This is a genomic window from Rhizobium sp. 22-785-1 (assembly GCF_053521965.1).
This window is the reverse complement of sequence record NZ_JBNWDI010000002.1, coordinates 192,172-207,726: the sequence shown is the minus strand read 5'-3', so window position 1 is coordinate 207,726 and position 15,555 is coordinate 192,172. Positions and strand designations below refer to the sequence as shown.

At 56.7% G+C, this 15,555-nt stretch carries 16 protein-coding genes and 1 tRNA gene; 16 read left to right on the top strand and 1 reads right to left on the bottom strand.

Features of this window, described 5'->3' with window-relative positions; all coding sequences use genetic code 11:
- The first annotated feature begins 82 nt into the window (after nucleotides 1-82).
- The 14 genes from ACQZ5M_RS05780 to fliQ all read left to right on the top strand — a co-directional run bounded on the left by ACQZ5M_RS05780 (nucleotide 83) and on the right by fliQ (nucleotide 13,307).
- Nucleotides 83-1,048, top strand: coding sequence for a flagellin N-terminal helical domain-containing protein (locus ACQZ5M_RS05780; RefSeq protein ID WP_449079248.1), 966 nt, complete (start codon nucleotides 83-85; stop codon nucleotides 1,046-1,048).
- Nucleotides 1,049-1,406: 358 nt separating this feature from the next.
- The gene (locus ACQZ5M_RS05775; protein ID WP_449079247.1) at nucleotides 1,407-2,051 is read left to right on the top strand and encodes a hypothetical protein; all 645 of its coding nucleotides are present in this window, start codon (nucleotides 1,407-1,409) and stop codon (nucleotides 2,049-2,051) included.
- Entirely contained in the window at nucleotides 2,044-3,414 is a 1,371-nt protein-coding gene (locus ACQZ5M_RS05770) for a MotB family protein (protein WP_296080754.1), read from the top strand. The genes ACQZ5M_RS05775 and ACQZ5M_RS05770 overlap by 8 nt, the downstream gene beginning before the upstream one ends.
- A 12-nt stretch (nucleotides 3,415-3,426) precedes the next feature.
- Nucleotides 3,427-4,719 carry a chemotaxis protein gene (locus tag ACQZ5M_RS05765; protein WP_449079246.1) on the top strand — a complete coding sequence of 431 codons (1,293 nt, stop codon included), beginning with the start codon at nucleotides 3,427-3,429 and terminating at the stop codon, nucleotides 4,717-4,719.
- A gap of 1 nt (nucleotide 4,720) precedes the next feature.
- Entirely contained in the window at nucleotides 4,721-6,163 is a 1,443-nt protein-coding gene (locus tag ACQZ5M_RS05760; RefSeq protein ID WP_449079245.1) for a flagellar hook-length control protein FliK, read from the top strand.
- Nucleotides 6,093-6,674: a transglycosylase SLT domain-containing protein gene (locus ACQZ5M_RS05755; RefSeq protein ID WP_296074211.1), complete on the top strand. Its 582-nt coding sequence runs from the start codon at nucleotides 6,093-6,095 to the stop codon at nucleotides 6,672-6,674. Before ACQZ5M_RS05760 ends, ACQZ5M_RS05755 begins: the two co-directional genes overlap by 71 nt.
- A 279-nt stretch (nucleotides 6,675-6,953) precedes the next feature.
- Complete coding sequence (locus ACQZ5M_RS05750) at nucleotides 6,954-7,625, top strand: response regulator transcription factor (RefSeq protein ID WP_296018236.1); 672 nt, start codon at nucleotides 6,954-6,956, stop codon at nucleotides 7,623-7,625.
- Between the two features lie 202 nt (nucleotides 7,626-7,827).
- Nucleotides 7,828-9,099, top strand: coding sequence for a flagellar hook protein FlgE (locus ACQZ5M_RS05745; protein ID WP_296039102.1), 1,272 nt, complete (start codon nucleotides 7,828-7,830; stop codon nucleotides 9,097-9,099).
- Nucleotides 9,100-9,117: 18 nt separating this feature from the next.
- Nucleotides 9,118-10,560 carry a flagellar hook-associated protein FlgK gene (gene flgK, locus ACQZ5M_RS05740; RefSeq protein ID WP_296039101.1) on the top strand — a complete coding sequence of 481 codons (1,443 nt, stop codon included), beginning with the start codon at nucleotides 9,118-9,120 and terminating at the stop codon, nucleotides 10,558-10,560.
- A 1-nt stretch (nucleotide 10,561) separates the two neighbouring features.
- Entirely contained in the window at nucleotides 10,562-11,575 is a 1,014-nt protein-coding gene (locus tag ACQZ5M_RS05735; RefSeq protein WP_296018241.1) for a flagellar hook-associated family protein, read from the top strand.
- 54 nt (nucleotides 11,576-11,629) lie between these two features.
- The gene (flaF, locus tag ACQZ5M_RS05730; protein ID WP_296018244.1) at nucleotides 11,630-11,977 is read left to right on the top strand and encodes a flagellar biosynthesis regulator FlaF; all 348 of its coding nucleotides are present in this window, start codon (nucleotides 11,630-11,632) and stop codon (nucleotides 11,975-11,977) included.
- On the top strand, nucleotides 11,974-12,420 hold the full coding sequence (gene flbT / locus ACQZ5M_RS05725; protein ID WP_296018246.1) for a flagellar biosynthesis repressor FlbT: 447 nt from the start codon (nucleotides 11,974-11,976) through the stop codon (nucleotides 12,418-12,420). The genes flaF and flbT overlap by 4 nt, the downstream gene beginning before the upstream one ends.
- A complete protein-coding gene (gene flgD / locus ACQZ5M_RS05720) occupies nucleotides 12,414-12,833 on the top strand; it encodes a flagellar hook assembly protein FlgD (RefSeq protein ID WP_296039099.1) in 420 nt (139 codons plus the stop codon). Before flbT ends, flgD begins: the two co-directional genes overlap by 7 nt.
- Before the next feature lie 207 nt (nucleotides 12,834-13,040).
- Entirely contained in the window at nucleotides 13,041-13,307 is a 267-nt protein-coding gene (gene fliQ, locus ACQZ5M_RS05715; RefSeq protein ID WP_296018251.1) for a flagellar biosynthesis protein FliQ, read from the top strand.
- A gap of 230 nt (nucleotides 13,308-13,537) precedes the next feature.
- On the opposite strand, the gene ACQZ5M_RS05710 is transcribed toward fliQ, so the two are convergent.
- A tRNA-Thr gene (locus ACQZ5M_RS05710) sits at nucleotides 13,538-13,612 on the bottom strand.
- 141 nt (nucleotides 13,613-13,753) lie between these two features.
- Between ACQZ5M_RS05710 and ACQZ5M_RS05705 the strand changes: the two genes are divergently transcribed.
- Both ACQZ5M_RS05705 and murA read left to right on the top strand, forming a co-directional pair.
- Nucleotides 13,754-14,011, top strand: coding sequence for a hypothetical protein (locus ACQZ5M_RS05705; protein WP_296018253.1), 258 nt, complete (start codon nucleotides 13,754-13,756; stop codon nucleotides 14,009-14,011).
- A 150-nt stretch (nucleotides 14,012-14,161) separates the two neighbouring features.
- The gene (murA, locus tag ACQZ5M_RS05700; protein ID WP_296097716.1) at nucleotides 14,162-15,454 is read left to right on the top strand and encodes a UDP-N-acetylglucosamine 1-carboxyvinyltransferase; all 1,293 of its coding nucleotides are present in this window, start codon (nucleotides 14,162-14,164) and stop codon (nucleotides 15,452-15,454) included.
- Nucleotides 15,455-15,555: the final 101 nt, after the last annotated feature.

The window sequence follows — 15,555 nt, the reverse complement described above, 5'->3', positions numbered from 1 at the left end:
CGGTCCGCTATTTGCCTTGTCATGACGATGGGGTCGATCCGCCAGAAATGGCATGTGTTTTACTCGCCTCGAGACTGCTGACATGACGAAAATCATGACCTCTGGCTACGTGCAGAGCGCTCTTCAAACACTGCTTTTCAGCAATGAAAATCTGGACAAGGTTCAGAAGGTCACCAGCAGCGGCTTGAAAATCGGCGAGGCTGCGGACAATGCCGGGTACTGGTCCACCGCCAAGAACCTGAAGTCCGAGGGTAGCGTTTTGAGCAGCGTCGGCGATGCTTTAAGTCTTGGCGCGTCCAAGGTGGATACTGCCTATGAGGCCGTCTCTTCGTCGATTGAAGTTCTCGACAAGATCATGACGCAGTTGATCACCGCCTATGACCCGAGCACCAATCGCGAGATGATCAATGGGTCGATATCGGCACTCAAGAAGAACCTGGCGTCCGTGGCTCAGGCCGCATCTTTTTCGGGCGACAACTGGCTGTACAACACCGCCCCCCAATTGACCGACACCAAGTCTGTTCCCTTCTCTTACAAAAAGGGTCCTGACGGGTCGATCAGTCTGCAATATCTCAGCATCAAGACATCTGAAACAGTGCTCATCGACACGAACGACCCGGCGCGCGGTCTGTTCAGCAGGGTGATCGATGCATCCTCGCTCAACCCCGACGGTACGGCTGCGTCCCGTGACTACTACCTGATGAGCCCCGATGGAACGACGCCGCCGGGTGGCCAGGAAATCGCGATTTCGGCGGACACGACGAAGGAAGAGCTCGACGACATGGTTGCCGTCGTTGGAGAAATTTCCGCTAAATTGAAGGGTCTCGGTAGCTCCTTCGGCACTATGTCCAACCGTATCGACCAGCAGCAGTCCTTCGTGGGCGCTCTTGGCGATTCATTGGACAAGAGCGTCAGCCGTCTGGTCGATGCGGATATGGAAGAAGAATCGACCCGGCTGGCAGCCTATAAATCGCAACGCGATTTGGCGGTAGAAGTCGTTTCGATGGCCAATAGCTTCCGCAAAAGCCTCGCCAGTCTGTTTGGTTGACGCTGCCGCTTAGCGCTTCCGGCAGGAAATACCGGCGCGATAGGCTTAAGCCGGACAATTGATGAAGGGCAGGGCGGTCAGGTTCAGCCAGCCCATCCGACTTGCCGGTCTATGACTGGGCGCGGCCTCGATGTTTTGTCATCTGCAAGCTGGCCCCGCCAACAATATTGTCGCGCTGCGACACGAAGTCCGGAGAGGTTCATCCTCGCACAAGTTTGGCTCTCTACCCTGCATGATGAAAAGCTGTCCCTGTTCAGGCCCTTGGTCTTTGCATCGCAGCTGCCAACACCTTGCGCTTACGGCGCAAGGCCTTTCGGATTGATAAAGCCGGATGTCATGTCTGGTGCCAGGTGCGTGGATGAGTGCAGCGCTGACTAAATACTTGAAGGACTTCAGCCAGTTTGTGCCGGCAGAGGAGCCGGTGACGCTTGAGCTCGATATGCCGGCGCTAGCCTTTGAAAGCGAGTGGGCTCCTTCGGTCGAGCCGACCATCGATCTGGAAGAGGAGAAGCGCAAGGCTTTCGAAGAGGGAGAGCAGGCTGCAAGACAACGTCTCGAGGACGAGCACCAGGCAGAGCTTGAGGCTCTGAAGGCGCGCCATGACGAAGAACTGGAAGCCCAGCGCATCCGCTTCGAAGAAGAAATTGCCGGTCACCTCGCGACCTCGGTCGTCACGATGAAGCAGGCCGTGAACCAGCACGTCGAAGATGCCTGCCTCAAGGTCTTGAGCCACTTTGTGGAGGAGGAGCTGGCCCGCAAGACCGCGGCGGAGATTTCCGCCCAGATCATGCAGGACATAAAAGACGGATATGTGGGAACGATAAGGATCAGCGGGCCGGAGCATCTGCTCTCAAAGCTGCGCAAGGACTTGGACGATGTCGACAACTATATCGACTTCGACACGTCCGACGACATCGATATTCAGGTTCAGATGGATAATTCAGTTTTGATGACGAGATTGTCGGAGTTTTTTCAGAGCTTGAGAGGCCTGTCGGATGAGTGAAAGCGAAAATCACCATCACGGCAAGAACGAAATCATCATCGTCAAGCGGCACAAGGGTGGTCATGACGGCGCGCATGGTGGTGCCTGGAAAATCGCCTTTGCCGACTTCATGACGGCGATGATGGCTTTCTTTCTCGTCATGTGGCTCGTCAATGCGTCGAACGAAAAGACGACGGCTTCGGTCGCAAGCTATTTCAACCCGATCAAGCTGACCGATGAGCAGCCTGCTGCGCGCGGATTGAAACAGCCTGCCAAGAAGGAACAAGGCGAGGAAACGAGCGCGAAGTCCGATACGAAATCGGACAAAACGACCGAGGGAAGCGCTGCGGCAAGCGGGGAGGATTCGACCACCACCGCTGGGCAGAATGTCAATTTCTCCGAGGCGGCTTTCTTCGAAAATCCTTACGCCGTCCTGGCCGAAATCGCTCAAGAAGTCGGGCAGCAAGCCAATGTCAGTGCCAAGGGTGAGGGCGGCGCAAGCGAATCCGGCCCCTCCACCGGTGCGTCGGGCGGCGAGGCTTATCGCGACCCCTTCGACCCGGATTTCTGGAGCAAGCAGATGGACACTGCGCAGCAGAACCCGTCCGTGACGATCCAGGATACCAAGCTGCCGGAAAAGGCACAGAAGCCTGATAGTGAGAAATCCGAGCCGCCGAAGCAGGATGTCGCAGGCATCATTGGCGATCCGGACACGCTGGGCTCTCCCGTCGATGCGAAAGCGGTAAAAGCCGTCCAGGCTTCAGAAGATGAACTGGACCCGGAGGCGGAAAAGCCGCAGAACGTGGCGATGGCGATCCCTCGCCCCACCCCTAAACCTGACCAAGGTCAGAAAGCCGATCCGGCTGCTGGCACGCAAGATGCGCAGTCCACGCCTGCCACGCCGGTGAAGGTCTCCCAGGCCGATGAAAAGGCTGCCGATGAACTGCGCAAGGAAATCGCGCAACAGGTTTCCGGCGTCGCGGGCAAGCTTGCGGAGGGCATTGTCGTGACCCCTGCTGAAGGCGGAACGCTGATTACCATTTCGGAGAAGACAAGTTCGGCGATGTTCGGCGTAGGGTCTGCCGTGCCCCAGCGCGACCTTGTGGTGGCCATGGGCAAGATCGGCGAGGTTTTAAGCAAGCAGAAAGGCGCAGTCGTCATTCGCGGACATACCGACGGTCGGGCTTACAATAGCGGCGGTAAAGACAACTGGACATTGTCGATGGATCGCGCCCATGCAGCCTATTACATGCTGGTGCGCGGCGGGCTGGATGAAGGCCGCATCAAACAATTGTCGGGCTTTGCCGACCGTCGCTTGCAAAGCGCAGATGACCCGCTCAACGGCGCCAACCGCCGTATCGAGATATTGCTTGAGGACGGTTGAGGCCAGCGGATGATGAGAGCCACTCATATTGCTGGATTGTTGATGGGCGTCTCCTGGCTTCTTGCGCCGTGCCATGGGCAGGCGCAGAGCGACCTTCCGCCTGCAAAAATTCTCCGTTCGCTGCAATTCGTGCAGGACTCGGTCGTGATGGGAGATCATTCCGCGCGCGACATGCAGAAGTTTCTGCTCGCGACCTTCGATACGACCTTGCGCACATCGAACATGTCGGTGTTCTCGGACGTCAAGAACGCCGACGCGGCTCTGATCTACATCATGAGCGGCGGCAATCCGGCGACGCTGAACTATCTCGTTGCCAAGGATGTGCAGGGATATTTCGATTCCCGCGTGGTCAACGTCCTGCAAAAGTATTTGAGCGGCCGTGGTGGTATGGTGGACAAGATCGTCGCCGACCTGATCCCGGAATATCGAAACAACCGCATGGGTCCCTATCTCATGCTGATCGCTGGAAATATTGCCTTTTCAAAGGACCCGGCGGCCTCACTGGCCTTCTTCGACGATGCTAGACTGAGCGCTCCCGGCACGATCATCGAGGAAGCGGCTTTGCGCCGCTCGATCATGGCGACGCTACAGTTGAAGCAGCCCGAGAAGGGGCTGCTCTATGTCCGGAAATATGCGCTTCGGTTTCTCCATTCGCCCTACGCCTCGCAGTTTGCCGATCTCTTCGTCAGCTTCGCAATCGATAATTACGGTCCGGTGACCACCGAGGATATCGGCGACATCGCGGAACTGATGGATGCGGAAAGGGCGCAGGAGATTTATCTGCGCATCGCCCGGCAGGCCTCCCTGCAAGGTCGGATGGAACTTGCCAAATTTGCTGCGGACAGAGCCAACGCGCTGACCGATGAGACCGGAGACACGGCGCGTGAACCCCTCTCAAAGCTCTATTCTGGTTTGACCAGCGTATCGGGTCGAGACGTCGTCAATGCCAGCGATTCTCTTGCCACCATTCCGGCAGATGAGCTCTCCCCACGCGACCTTGCCTTGCGCGATGCTGCAAAAGCTGTCGCGGAGCAGATCATGCGGCCGCCGGCTTCACCTAGTATTCAAGCTGAGGGCGGCGGTAGCCCGGTGGCAGCCAATGCCGCGCAAGGCAGCAGCGCCGCCGCCGGCGGTGTGGCCTCTGGCGCCAACATCGGTGACAAGACTGAAACCGAGCCCGCTGCAAAGGCACCACAAGAGGCTGCCGTGCATACGGATGATAGCGCTCCACTAAAGACTTTTTTCGACAAGAACCGGGCGCGGTTGAACGAAATCGACTCCATGCTGAAGCAAGAAGGAGGATGACATGAATGTCCTGACCAATCTCGTGCCGGCCAATGCCGACACCGTCAAGCTTGCTGACAAACGTGATCGCGGGGGAGCATCCAAACAGAATGGATCCGGCTTCTCCGATGTGCTTGGCGCCGTTGACGAGCGAGCACAACGACCTGCATCCACGGATCAGGCAGAACCGCGCGCGTCTGGTGCGACATCGAGAGAGCCCGCTCCGTCATCGGCCTCCGGCGACACGGGCGCTCAGAGCCAGGCGCGTCAATCCGATGACAAGGCACCCGTGGCCGCTTCAAATGACGGGCAAGGGCAAGCCCCTACCAACGACGAACAAGCGCCGACGGGCAAGCCCGCTATCCTGCTTAATCTTGTCGACCTGCCTAAGACCACTCAAACTATGCCCGGCGCGCCCGCAGAACAGGCGAACACCGAAGAGACGACCGGCTCACTCGCGGATCTGGTGACTTTCATCGAAGCAATGACCAAGGCCGTAGGCAAAGCGGAAGCGCCTGTCGAAGACGAGACGACGGATACCGACAGTGAGAAACCGGCAGATGGTGACGAGGCCGATGTGGCGACAGCGCCCGCGGGCAATGGTCCGGATTTGATGTCGCTTCTTGCCGTGGCGGCAGCGCCGACAAGCGAGCCGGTGAACCCCGTCCAGACAGGTCCTCAGTCCAAGTCTTCCCAGGGCGGGGCTCTGCTGCCGGTTGAGCCGTCCATAGAAGGTGAGGATGCCGTACCGGCAACGGTCGTGCGTGTTTCCAAGGCAGACGTGCCAGCAATCGACCTTCACATAGCGTCTCATGAGGATGGCTCGACCAAGATCGATGCGACGCTCGCATCGACCGCAAATCTCGACGTCGTTCAGGTGCTCGACAGCAGGCGCTTTCTTGCGCTTGCGCCCACAGCCAACACAACCAATATCACGGCGGCCATGACATCCGATCCCGACTGGGCAACGGCCATGGCCGGGCAGACAGCGGGCGCGCCACTGGTGACCAGCACCGGCCAGGTGGTTCATACGCTGAAGATCCAGATGAGCCCGGTCGATCTCGGTCACGTGACAGCGGCCTTGAAGCTCGTTGGCGATGAGCTCAGTGTCCATCTGACCGCGCATACGTTGAAGGGGTACGCCGAGCTTCAAAAAGACGGCTCCGCAATTGTCGATGCATTGAAGTCGCAGGGTTTCAGTGTCGAAAACGTGACCGTTTCACTGGCAACCGGTACGGACCGCCAGGACAATTCCACCAATAACCGCCAGTCTGGCGATCCTGGCCAGCAAGGCGCGCAGCAGGGCAGCCATCGCGGCAATGATGAGAGATCACAGGCGCAGCCTCAATTCTATCGCCAGGGGCGCTCCAATGGTCCTGAGGAGGCCAACGGCAATGATATCACGGTACAGCCCGAAACACCTCCTCGCGCTGCTGGCGCTCGTCCTGGCCACGTCTACCTGTGAGGCATCACAGCCCGTAGCCGCAGTGGAGTGTGAGCGGCAGATCCATGACGCCGCAGGCCAGTACGGTATTCCCGAAGGAATTCTCTATTCCGTCGGCTTGACGGAAACCGGACGCAAGGGGTCGCTCAGCCCCTACGCAATCAATATCGAAGGCAGGGCCTTTTTCCCAGAGAGCCGGGGGGAGGCTTACCGCATGGTTGAGGAGGCCCGACAGCGAGGCGCCAAGCTGATTGATGTCGGCTGCATGCAGATCAACGTCTATTTTCACGGAGCGGAGTTCCGATCTATTGGCGATATGTTCGAGCCTTCAAAGAACGTCGCTTATGCTGCACGCTTTCTCAAGCAGCTGCACGACAGGCATGAGACCTGGACGATGGCGGTAGCAAGGTACCACGCCGGGCCGAACAACGACCCCGCGCAGCAGCGTTATGTCTGCCGCGTGATCAGTAATCTGGTCGCAACGGGTTATGGTCAATGGACCGCGAATGCCCGCAAATTTTGCCAGGGATAAGCAATCACTGATTGTATTAGCTATGCTGAATTCTGCACGTTTTGAAATGCGGCGAGAATTGGTCAAATTTTATGAGTCAATCCCTGCAATTTTTTCCACAAGCTTTTCCCACGAAAAAATATCCCATTTTTTGAAAAGGCATACTATATATAGTTCAAATCGGCACAGTATGGTTAATCAACTATTAATTATTACCTGTATTTTCCTATAATTGTGAGAGATTCGCCCGATTCGTACACCCTAGACGTAGGTTGGCTACACTGATTCGGAGGCGGACGAATGATCGTGGTAGTTGATGAGCGCAAGCTCGTTAAAGAAGGGTATACGGCCCTGTTTGGCCGAGAGGGAATTCCCTCGACTGGATTTGATCCAGCAGAATTTGGAGAGTGGGTAAACACCGCAGCGGACTCGGACATCGCTGCGATCGAAGCGTTTCTGATTGGGCAGGCCGAGACCTCTCACGAGTTGCCAAGAACGATCCGTGATCGTTCCCAGGCACCTGTGATTGCTGTCAGCGACCAGCATTCGCTGGACGCGACGCTCGCGCTGTTCGATTGTGGCGTTGACGACGTAGTCAGAAAGCCGGTTCATCCGCGCGAAATCCTCGCACGTGCGGCAGCTATTCGCCGCAGGCTCAATGTCATCACCCAGTTTACCGATGTCGGTCCAATCCGGGTTTTTTCCGACGGTCGTGACCCGGAAGTGAGTGGCGAAGTGTTCCCGCTTCCGCGCCGCGAGCGTCGCATTCTGGAATATTTAATCGCCAATCGTGGTCGCCGCGTTTCCAAGGCGCAGATCTTCAACGCCATTTACGGCATCTTCGACGAAGAGGTCGAAGAGAACGTTGTTGAAAGCCACATCAGCAAGCTGCGCAAGAAGCTGCGCAAGAAGCTCGGCTTCGATCCGATCGACTCCAAGCGGTTCCTCGGATACTGCATCGATTGGTCATGAATGTCATCGCGGGTATAAGAGCCCGCGATTTTGTTTCTACATTTCAATAACATCTTTTGCGAAGACCGGTCCTTGCCGGTCTTTTTCGTTTTCAGGCTGCCGCATGTCCGGCGTAACGAAATTTTCCAGGCTGACGAAAACAGACAGCCTCACGCAAGGCCCGCATCCTAACGTCAGCAAGAACAGGAATAGAGGATTCGACATGAGCCTTTTTGGAACGATGAAAACTGCTGTATCCGGCATGGGCGCTCAGGCCAACAAGCTCGGGACGGTCGGTGACAACATCGCGAACGCCAGCACCACTGGCTACAAGAGTGCGTCGACATCCTTTTCGACGCTGGTGCTGGGCTCCGGTGGCGGTAATTACAATTCCGGTGGCGTCATGACCAACGTCAATTACTCCATCTCGCAAAATGGACCACTGCAGTCGACCCAATCGGCGACCGACATCGCTATTCAGGGCGACGGCTTCTTCGTCGTACAGGATACGGCAGGAAACACGTTCCTGACGCGGGCCGGTTCCTTCAAGCCAGACGATGAAGGCTTTCTGGTCAATGATGGTGGCTTCAAGCTGCTCGGCTACAAATACACCGGTACGACGCCGACCACCGTGATCAATAGTTACGACGGGCTGGTCCCGGTCAATATTTCAGCCGATGGCATGACGGCTACGGCCTCTACATCCGGTGCTCTGACCGGCAACCTGACAGATTCCGCGCCGATCGTGGCAGCAGCCAACCTGCCGAGCACGAACTCATCCACTGTCAATGTCGATCAGGTCAGCACCTTGAAGACCTCGGTTACGGGTTACGATCCTCTTGGCAATGCAGTGAAGTACGATTTCTACTTCTCCAAAACCGGAGATGGCGAATGGGAAGTATCTGTCTACGACTCGGCGTTTGCATCGGCCACTGGCGGCTTCCCTTACTCGCAGCCAGCGTTGACCACTGAAACCATGAGCTACGACGATCTCGGCAAGCTGACGAACGATCCCGCAACGATCCTGATCGACGACACGAATAACAGCACGTCGATCACCGTCGATCTTTCCGGCATGTCGCAACTCGGCGCGGAAAAGTCGACGATCTCCAAGGGCTCGGTCAACGGTAACCCGGCCGAGGAAGTTCAGTCCGTTTCCATCAATGCAGACGGAACGGTCTACGCGACCTATGCCAAATCCTCGCCCCGCCCGCTGTTTCAGATCCCGCTGGCCGATGTGGCAAGCCCGAACAATCTGAAGGTACTCTCCGGCAACGTCTTCCAGACCACTGCCGACTCTGGCGTCGTAACGCTTGGATTTGCCGGTCAGACCGGGTTTGGAACGATCGCCTCCAAGCAGTTGGAGCAGTCGAACGTCGATATCGCCAACGAACTGACTGAAATGATCCAGGCTCAGCGCAGCTACACGGCAAATTCCAAGGTCTTCCAGACGGGTTCCGATCTGATGGACGTACTCATCAATCTGGTAAGATAACGTTTAGAGGACGAGTGAATGTCGCTTGGTTCGGCACTGAATACGGCTAAGGCCACTCTGAGCAATACGTCGCTCCAGAGCGCCGTCGTTTCGAATAATATTTCGAATGCAAGCTCTTCGGATTACAATCGCCGGGCGGCAATCACCAGCACAAGCTTGTCAACCGGTGCCATCACCGTCAAGATCGAGCGAGTTGAAGACACCGCTCTTCTCAAGCAGAACCTTTCTGCCTCCTCCGACGATGCCGGTAAGCAAAAGTTCCTGGATGGAATGAAGTCGCTGAGCGTCGTTCTAGGCGGAGAAGAATATACGGCAGCACCCTCTACCTATCTGGCAGCACTACAGAACGCCTTGCAGACCTATGCAGCCTCGCCAAGCGACGTGACGCTGGCGTCCGCTGTCGTCAGCGCGTCGACGGACGTTGCCAATGCCCTCAATACGTCGACCAACTCGGTCCAGCAGTTGCGCGCCGATGCCGATAGCGACATTCAAAACACCGTCGCCAAGCTCAATCAACTGCTGTCCGATTTCGAACAGGCAAACGATTCGGTCAAATACGCAACGTCGGTTGGACGCGATCCGAACAACGCGCTCGACAAGCGCGAAGGCCTGCTGAAGGAAATCTCCGGCATCATCGGTATTTCGACGGCTGTCCGTTCGGGCAACGACATTGCGATCTACACGTCCGATGGCACGACGCTGTTTGAGACCACACCTCGAAAAATATCCTTCGAGCCTCGCGCCGCCTATGACGCATCCACCACCGGCTCCTCGATTTTCATCGACGGCGTGGCGGTCAAGCCTGGTTCGGGAAGCAATACCACGGCGAAGGGCAGACTTCCGGCCCTGCTTCAACTGCGTGACGAGGTTTATCCGAGCTATCAGTCGCAATTGGATGAAATCGCCCGCGGACTGATGAAGACCTTTGCTGAAGATGACGGCGCGGGCAATCCTGTCGCCGGTCTCTTCACCACCCGCGACGCATCGACGGTGGATTTCGAGACGCCCCAGGTCATCCCGGGCCTCGCCGGATTGATCTCCGTGGCTCCCAATGCGGTCGCAGCGCCGACAAAACTGCGCGACGGCAGCATTGCCGGAACGAGCCCGAACACGGCAGGATCGAGCGGTTATTCAGATCTTCTCTACAAATACACCGCGGGTCTCAACACGCAGATGGATTTCGATCCAGCTGTCGGCCTCTCCACCAATACGACGCTTCTCAGCTTTGCGACGGACTCTGTCGGCTTCATCGAGGAATATCGCAGCAACGCCACGTCGGCAGCCGATAACACCTCCGTCATGCTGACCAAATCGAAGGAAGCCTATTCCAACGCAACCGGCGTCAATCTCGATGAGGAGCTTATTCAGCTTCTCGATATCGAGCAGTCCTACAAGGCAGCCGCAAAGCTGATGTCGACGGTAGACGATCTTCTGAAGACACTGTTGGAGGCAGCGAACTAATATGAAAACAACGGCGATCTCCTCACAAACCGTCAGCACGGCCATGCAATTGACGGTGACCAACGCTCAGGCCGAAATCAGCAAGCTGCAGAAGGAAGCCGTTACCGGCACCTATTCTGATGCCGGTGTGGTACTTGGGACGCGCACCTCGACGAGTCTCGATTACACCCGCGAAAGCAAGCGGCTTCAGTCGATCGTCGATTCGAACTCGGTCGCACAGCAGCGCATGGATGCATCGCAACTTGCGATGAAGAACATGTCGGATTCGGCACAGACCCTGCTCAATTCGGTTATCGCGCTCAGCGGCAACACGGACTCCAGCAGCCTTGGAGTGGCGGCGACGACTGCGAACTCGGTGCTGGAGAATTTCACCAGCTATGCGAACACCGCCGTCAACGGGGAGTACCTGTTCTCGGGCATCAATACCGACGCGCAGACGTTGAACGATAGCTTCATCGCCGATATCGGCAGCGATCTGAAAACGGCGTTCGACACTCGCTTTCCGGATCCGTCTGCGGCCTCGCCAACCGATGTCGCGAGCTTCTTGCAGGACTATCAGGACAATTTCGACTGGTCGTCCTGGACCAATGCGTCCGATACCACGATGAGCAGCCGCATTAGCACTTCGGAAACCGTATCGACATCCACCAGCGCCAACGCTGACGGTTTCAAGAACCTGGTGCTCGCCAGTGTGATATCCTCTCAGCTGGTCAATCATGGTTTGGGCGCGAGCGCGCTGTCAGTGGTGAATGAAACCACGACCAAGCTTGCAGGCGCCGCCATTGCCAACATCGATACTCAGCGTGCCAAGATCGGCTTGTCTCAGGAGCGAGTGGAAAAGGCGAACACCTATATGAGTGCGCAAAAGACCATCATCGACACTCAGCTTTCCGATCTTGTGGGCATCGACACTTATGAAGCATCGACGCGGCTCACCACACTTTTGAACCAGGTCGAGACGTCTTACAAAATCACTTCGAAAATTCAGGGGCTTAGCCTCGTGAACTTCATTTAACAGGAACTATTCCGCCGATGACGGGCGGCGCATTGGGCCATGAAGGAAAAGTAAATGTTCCAGTTTTCATATGCGGAGATCATGGAGGATGACCCCCATATTGCCCGCGACCGGGAAAGACAGGTCCTTGAGCGATCTATCGAACTCCTGGAGATTGCCAAGCAGCAGGACAGATATGGCAAGGACGGCATTGAGGCCATTTTCTACACAAGGCGGGTTTGGACACGTTTCATTGACGATCTCCGGCAACCCGAGAATGAACTGCCGGTCGAACTGAAAGCCAACCTTATTTCCATCGCCATGTGGATTCTCAAGGAATGCGAGCAGATACGCAAGCGTAACTCTACGAACTACCAGGGCATTATCGACGTCACCACCATCATCAAGGATGGACTAAAATGAAAAGTACACTGCGGATTTCCTTGAAGTCTGGGGAAAAAATCTTCATTAACGGCGCCGTACTTCGGGTCGATAGAAAAGTGTCCCTGGAATTCCTCAACGATGTGACGTTTCTTCTTGAAAACCATGTCCTTCAACTTGAGGATACGACCACACCTCTGCGGCAGCTGTACTTCATCGTGCAGATGATGCTGATCAATCCGGAAGGCAAGGAGCAGTCGCTGACACTCTTCCGCAAGTCGATCACCATGCTGCTCGCCACCTTCAAGAACGAAGAAATTCGTTCCGAATTGAAACGGATCGATGCCACGGTTTCGTCCGGCCGTCCTTTTGACGCGCTGAAGACCATTCGCGGTCTCTACGCCAAGGAAGAAAGCATTCTCAACAGCCATGAGATCACGCCTGCGGCGGTGAGCGAACTGCGAAGGGAAATCGCGCCATGGTAGACCCAGTCACCAGTTCTGCATCGACGGCGACCACTGCAACATCCGCATCGAAGACGGATGCCAAGAAGGCGACGCTCGATTACGACAACTTCCTGAAGCTTCTCATCACCCAGATGAAGAACCAGGACCCTACCGATCCTATGGATCCGAGCCAGCAGGTTGCGCAGCTTGCGACCTTCTCGCAGGTAGAGCAGTCCATCAAGATGAATACCAATCTGGAGAGCCTGATTTCAGCCTCGTCTCTCTCAAACGCCTCATCCTACATCGGCAAGACGATCACCAGCGCCGATGGCAAAACGAGCGGCATCGTTAAGTCTGTAGAAGTCACGTCCGAAGGGCTAACGGCCAACACGACGACGGGCGCGACGATTGCGATCGGACAAGGCATCAAAATCTCCCAGACGGCAGCTTAACGCCTTCCGTCGAATCACATAGTATCTCTAATGGCAGCTTTCGGCAGCCATTAGAGCGAAACGTGTCCGTTAGGACCCGTAAAGCACGCTTTAATTTTTGAATTGATGCATCGTGCTGCGCGGAGTCAAACCCGATCTTGGCCCGAGGCTCACACCCATATAATTCAAGCTCGGCATGATTTGGCGGAGCGGAATGAGCGGACCGAGATGAACGAGGCAGACGCTCTCGATATTATGCAAAATGCGATCTGGACGGTGCTGATCGCATCGGGGCCTGCGGTCCTTGCTGCCATGGCGGTCGGTATCATCATCGCTTTTATCCAGGCGCTGACGCAGATTCAGGAAATGACGTTGACGTTCGTTCCTAAGATCATCGCGGTCATGGTCGCCATCGGCTTCACAGCGCCCTTCGTCGGCGCGCAAATCGCACTCTTCACCAATCTCGTCTTTTCCCGCGTTCAGTCCGGCTTCTGATCTGGGGCGTGTTGCGATCCTTCGGGTCCGCCCATGGCCACCTGTCTGTTCTATCGGATGTCGTGTCCAAACCGCACGTGCCGGATAGGGCACGCGTCAAATATGTTACCCACCATGATACCGTTGTTTTCCAATGACGATCACGGGATCGGTGCGACCATCATCGATGGACGCGAGGTTCAACTGCGATCAAAGCTGATGAAAACGATGCAAATTTACATGAGAATGAATGGTGCTGCGAAAGAGGATTGAACTCTCGACCTCTCCCTTACCAAGGGAGTGCTCTACCACTGAGCTACCGCAGCATCTGTCGCCGAAGCGCTGCCTCGACATCAAGTGGGCGCCTATTGCCATAGGTTTTTGATGAGCGCAAGCGTCAAAGTGCGACTTCACCATACCTTTCTGAAAAAAGACAGGGCCACTGTTGAAAGGCGGGAAATTCGTTTATGACACCGCCTATGGATGAAGATCAGGACGAAACCCCGCAACAGCCGCTTCTATCCGGGCAGAGCGGACCGGGCGAGAAGGCGAAACAGCGAGAAGCGGAGCGCAAGGCACGCGCGGCAAAAAAGCTGCGTGAAAATCTTGCGCGGCGCAAACAGCAGTTGCGTGCGCGTCGCGCCGGCGATGAAGACGACACGATCGGTCTTCCTGCCGTAAAAACGAACGAATCGTCCGGACAAGAACAAGCCGGGGACAATTGAACCGGACAGGGATTTCATCTTCCGCTTGAACTCGCTCGTGAGGTCGGCGGCACCATGTATTTTCAGCTGAGCTGCCGAAATGGCAGGCCGGCGCCAACACATGCCTTACCGGCATTTAGGAAAGGCGAGCGCATCGCTCGTAAGGGACGAATGGATCGTATCAGAATCACAGGCGGGAACGAGCTGAACGGCATCATCCCGATTTCCGGGGCAAAGAATGCTGCATTGCCGCTGATGATCGCATCGCTGCTGACCAGCGATACGCTGACATTGGAAAATGTGCCGCATCTGGCTGACGTCGAGCAGCTGATCCGCATTCTCGGCAACCACGGCGTCGATATTTCCGTAAATGGCCGCCGCGAAAGCCAGGGCGAGAGCTATTCCCGCACGGTGCATTTTACCTGCCGCACGATCGTCGATACGACCGCTCCTTACGAACTTGTCTCCAAGATGCGCGCCAGCTTCTGGGTGATCGGCCCACTTCTCGCCCGCGAAGGCAGGGCACGAGTCTCGCTGCCAGGCGGTTGTGCTATCGGCACACGCCCTGTGGATCTCTTCATCGAAGGCTTGGAAGCGCTCGGCGCCATAATGGAAATCGACGGCGGTTACATAAATGCAACCGCACCCGCTGGCGGTTTGATCGGCGCCACCTACACCTTCCCCAAGGTTTCTGTCGGTGCGACCCATGTCATGCTCATGGCTGCGACGCTCGCACGTGGCACGACGGTCATTCATAACGCAGCCCGCGAACCCGAAGTCGTCGACCTTGCCCAGTGCCTCTCGGCCATGGGTGCAAAAATAGAAGGTGCAGGCACGTCGACCATCACCATCGAAGGCGTGACCTCACTCTCCGGTGCGCGCCACCGCGTTCTTCCCGACCGCATCGAAACCGGCACCTACGCCATGGCAGTCGCCATGACAGGTGGCGACGTCGTGCTTGAAGGCACGCGCGCTTCGCTGCTCGACAACGCCATCGAGACGCTTCGGCTTGCCGGTGCCACGATCACGGAAACGCAGACCGGCCTTCGCGTGGTGCGCAACGGCAACGGCATTCGTCCCGTCGATGTCGTGACCGAACCATTCCCCGGCTTCCCGACGGATTTGCAGGCGCAGTTCATGGCCCTGATGACCAGGGCCGACGGCGTATCACACATCACCGAAACGATTTTCGAAAATCGCTTCATGCATGTGCAGGAACTGGCCCGCCTCGGCGCCAAGATTTCGCTCTCGGGGCAGATGGCGCGCATTGAAGGCGTGTCGCGTCTGCGCGGCGCACCGGTGATGGCGACCGACCTGCGCGCATCCGTTTCGCTGGTCATTGCCGGACTTGTTGCCGAAGGCGAAACTATGGTGTCGCGCGTCTATCACCTGGACCGCGGTTTCGAGCGTCTCGAAGAAAAACTGAACCGCTGCGGCGCGAAAGTCGAGCGCGTTAGCGACTGATCCTTCATCGCCGATCCTTAACGAGGGGCCGTGTGCGTTGAAGAACCGGCCCCGACTGCCTATCTCAAGATCAACCACTTGAACGATGACGCGAACAACCC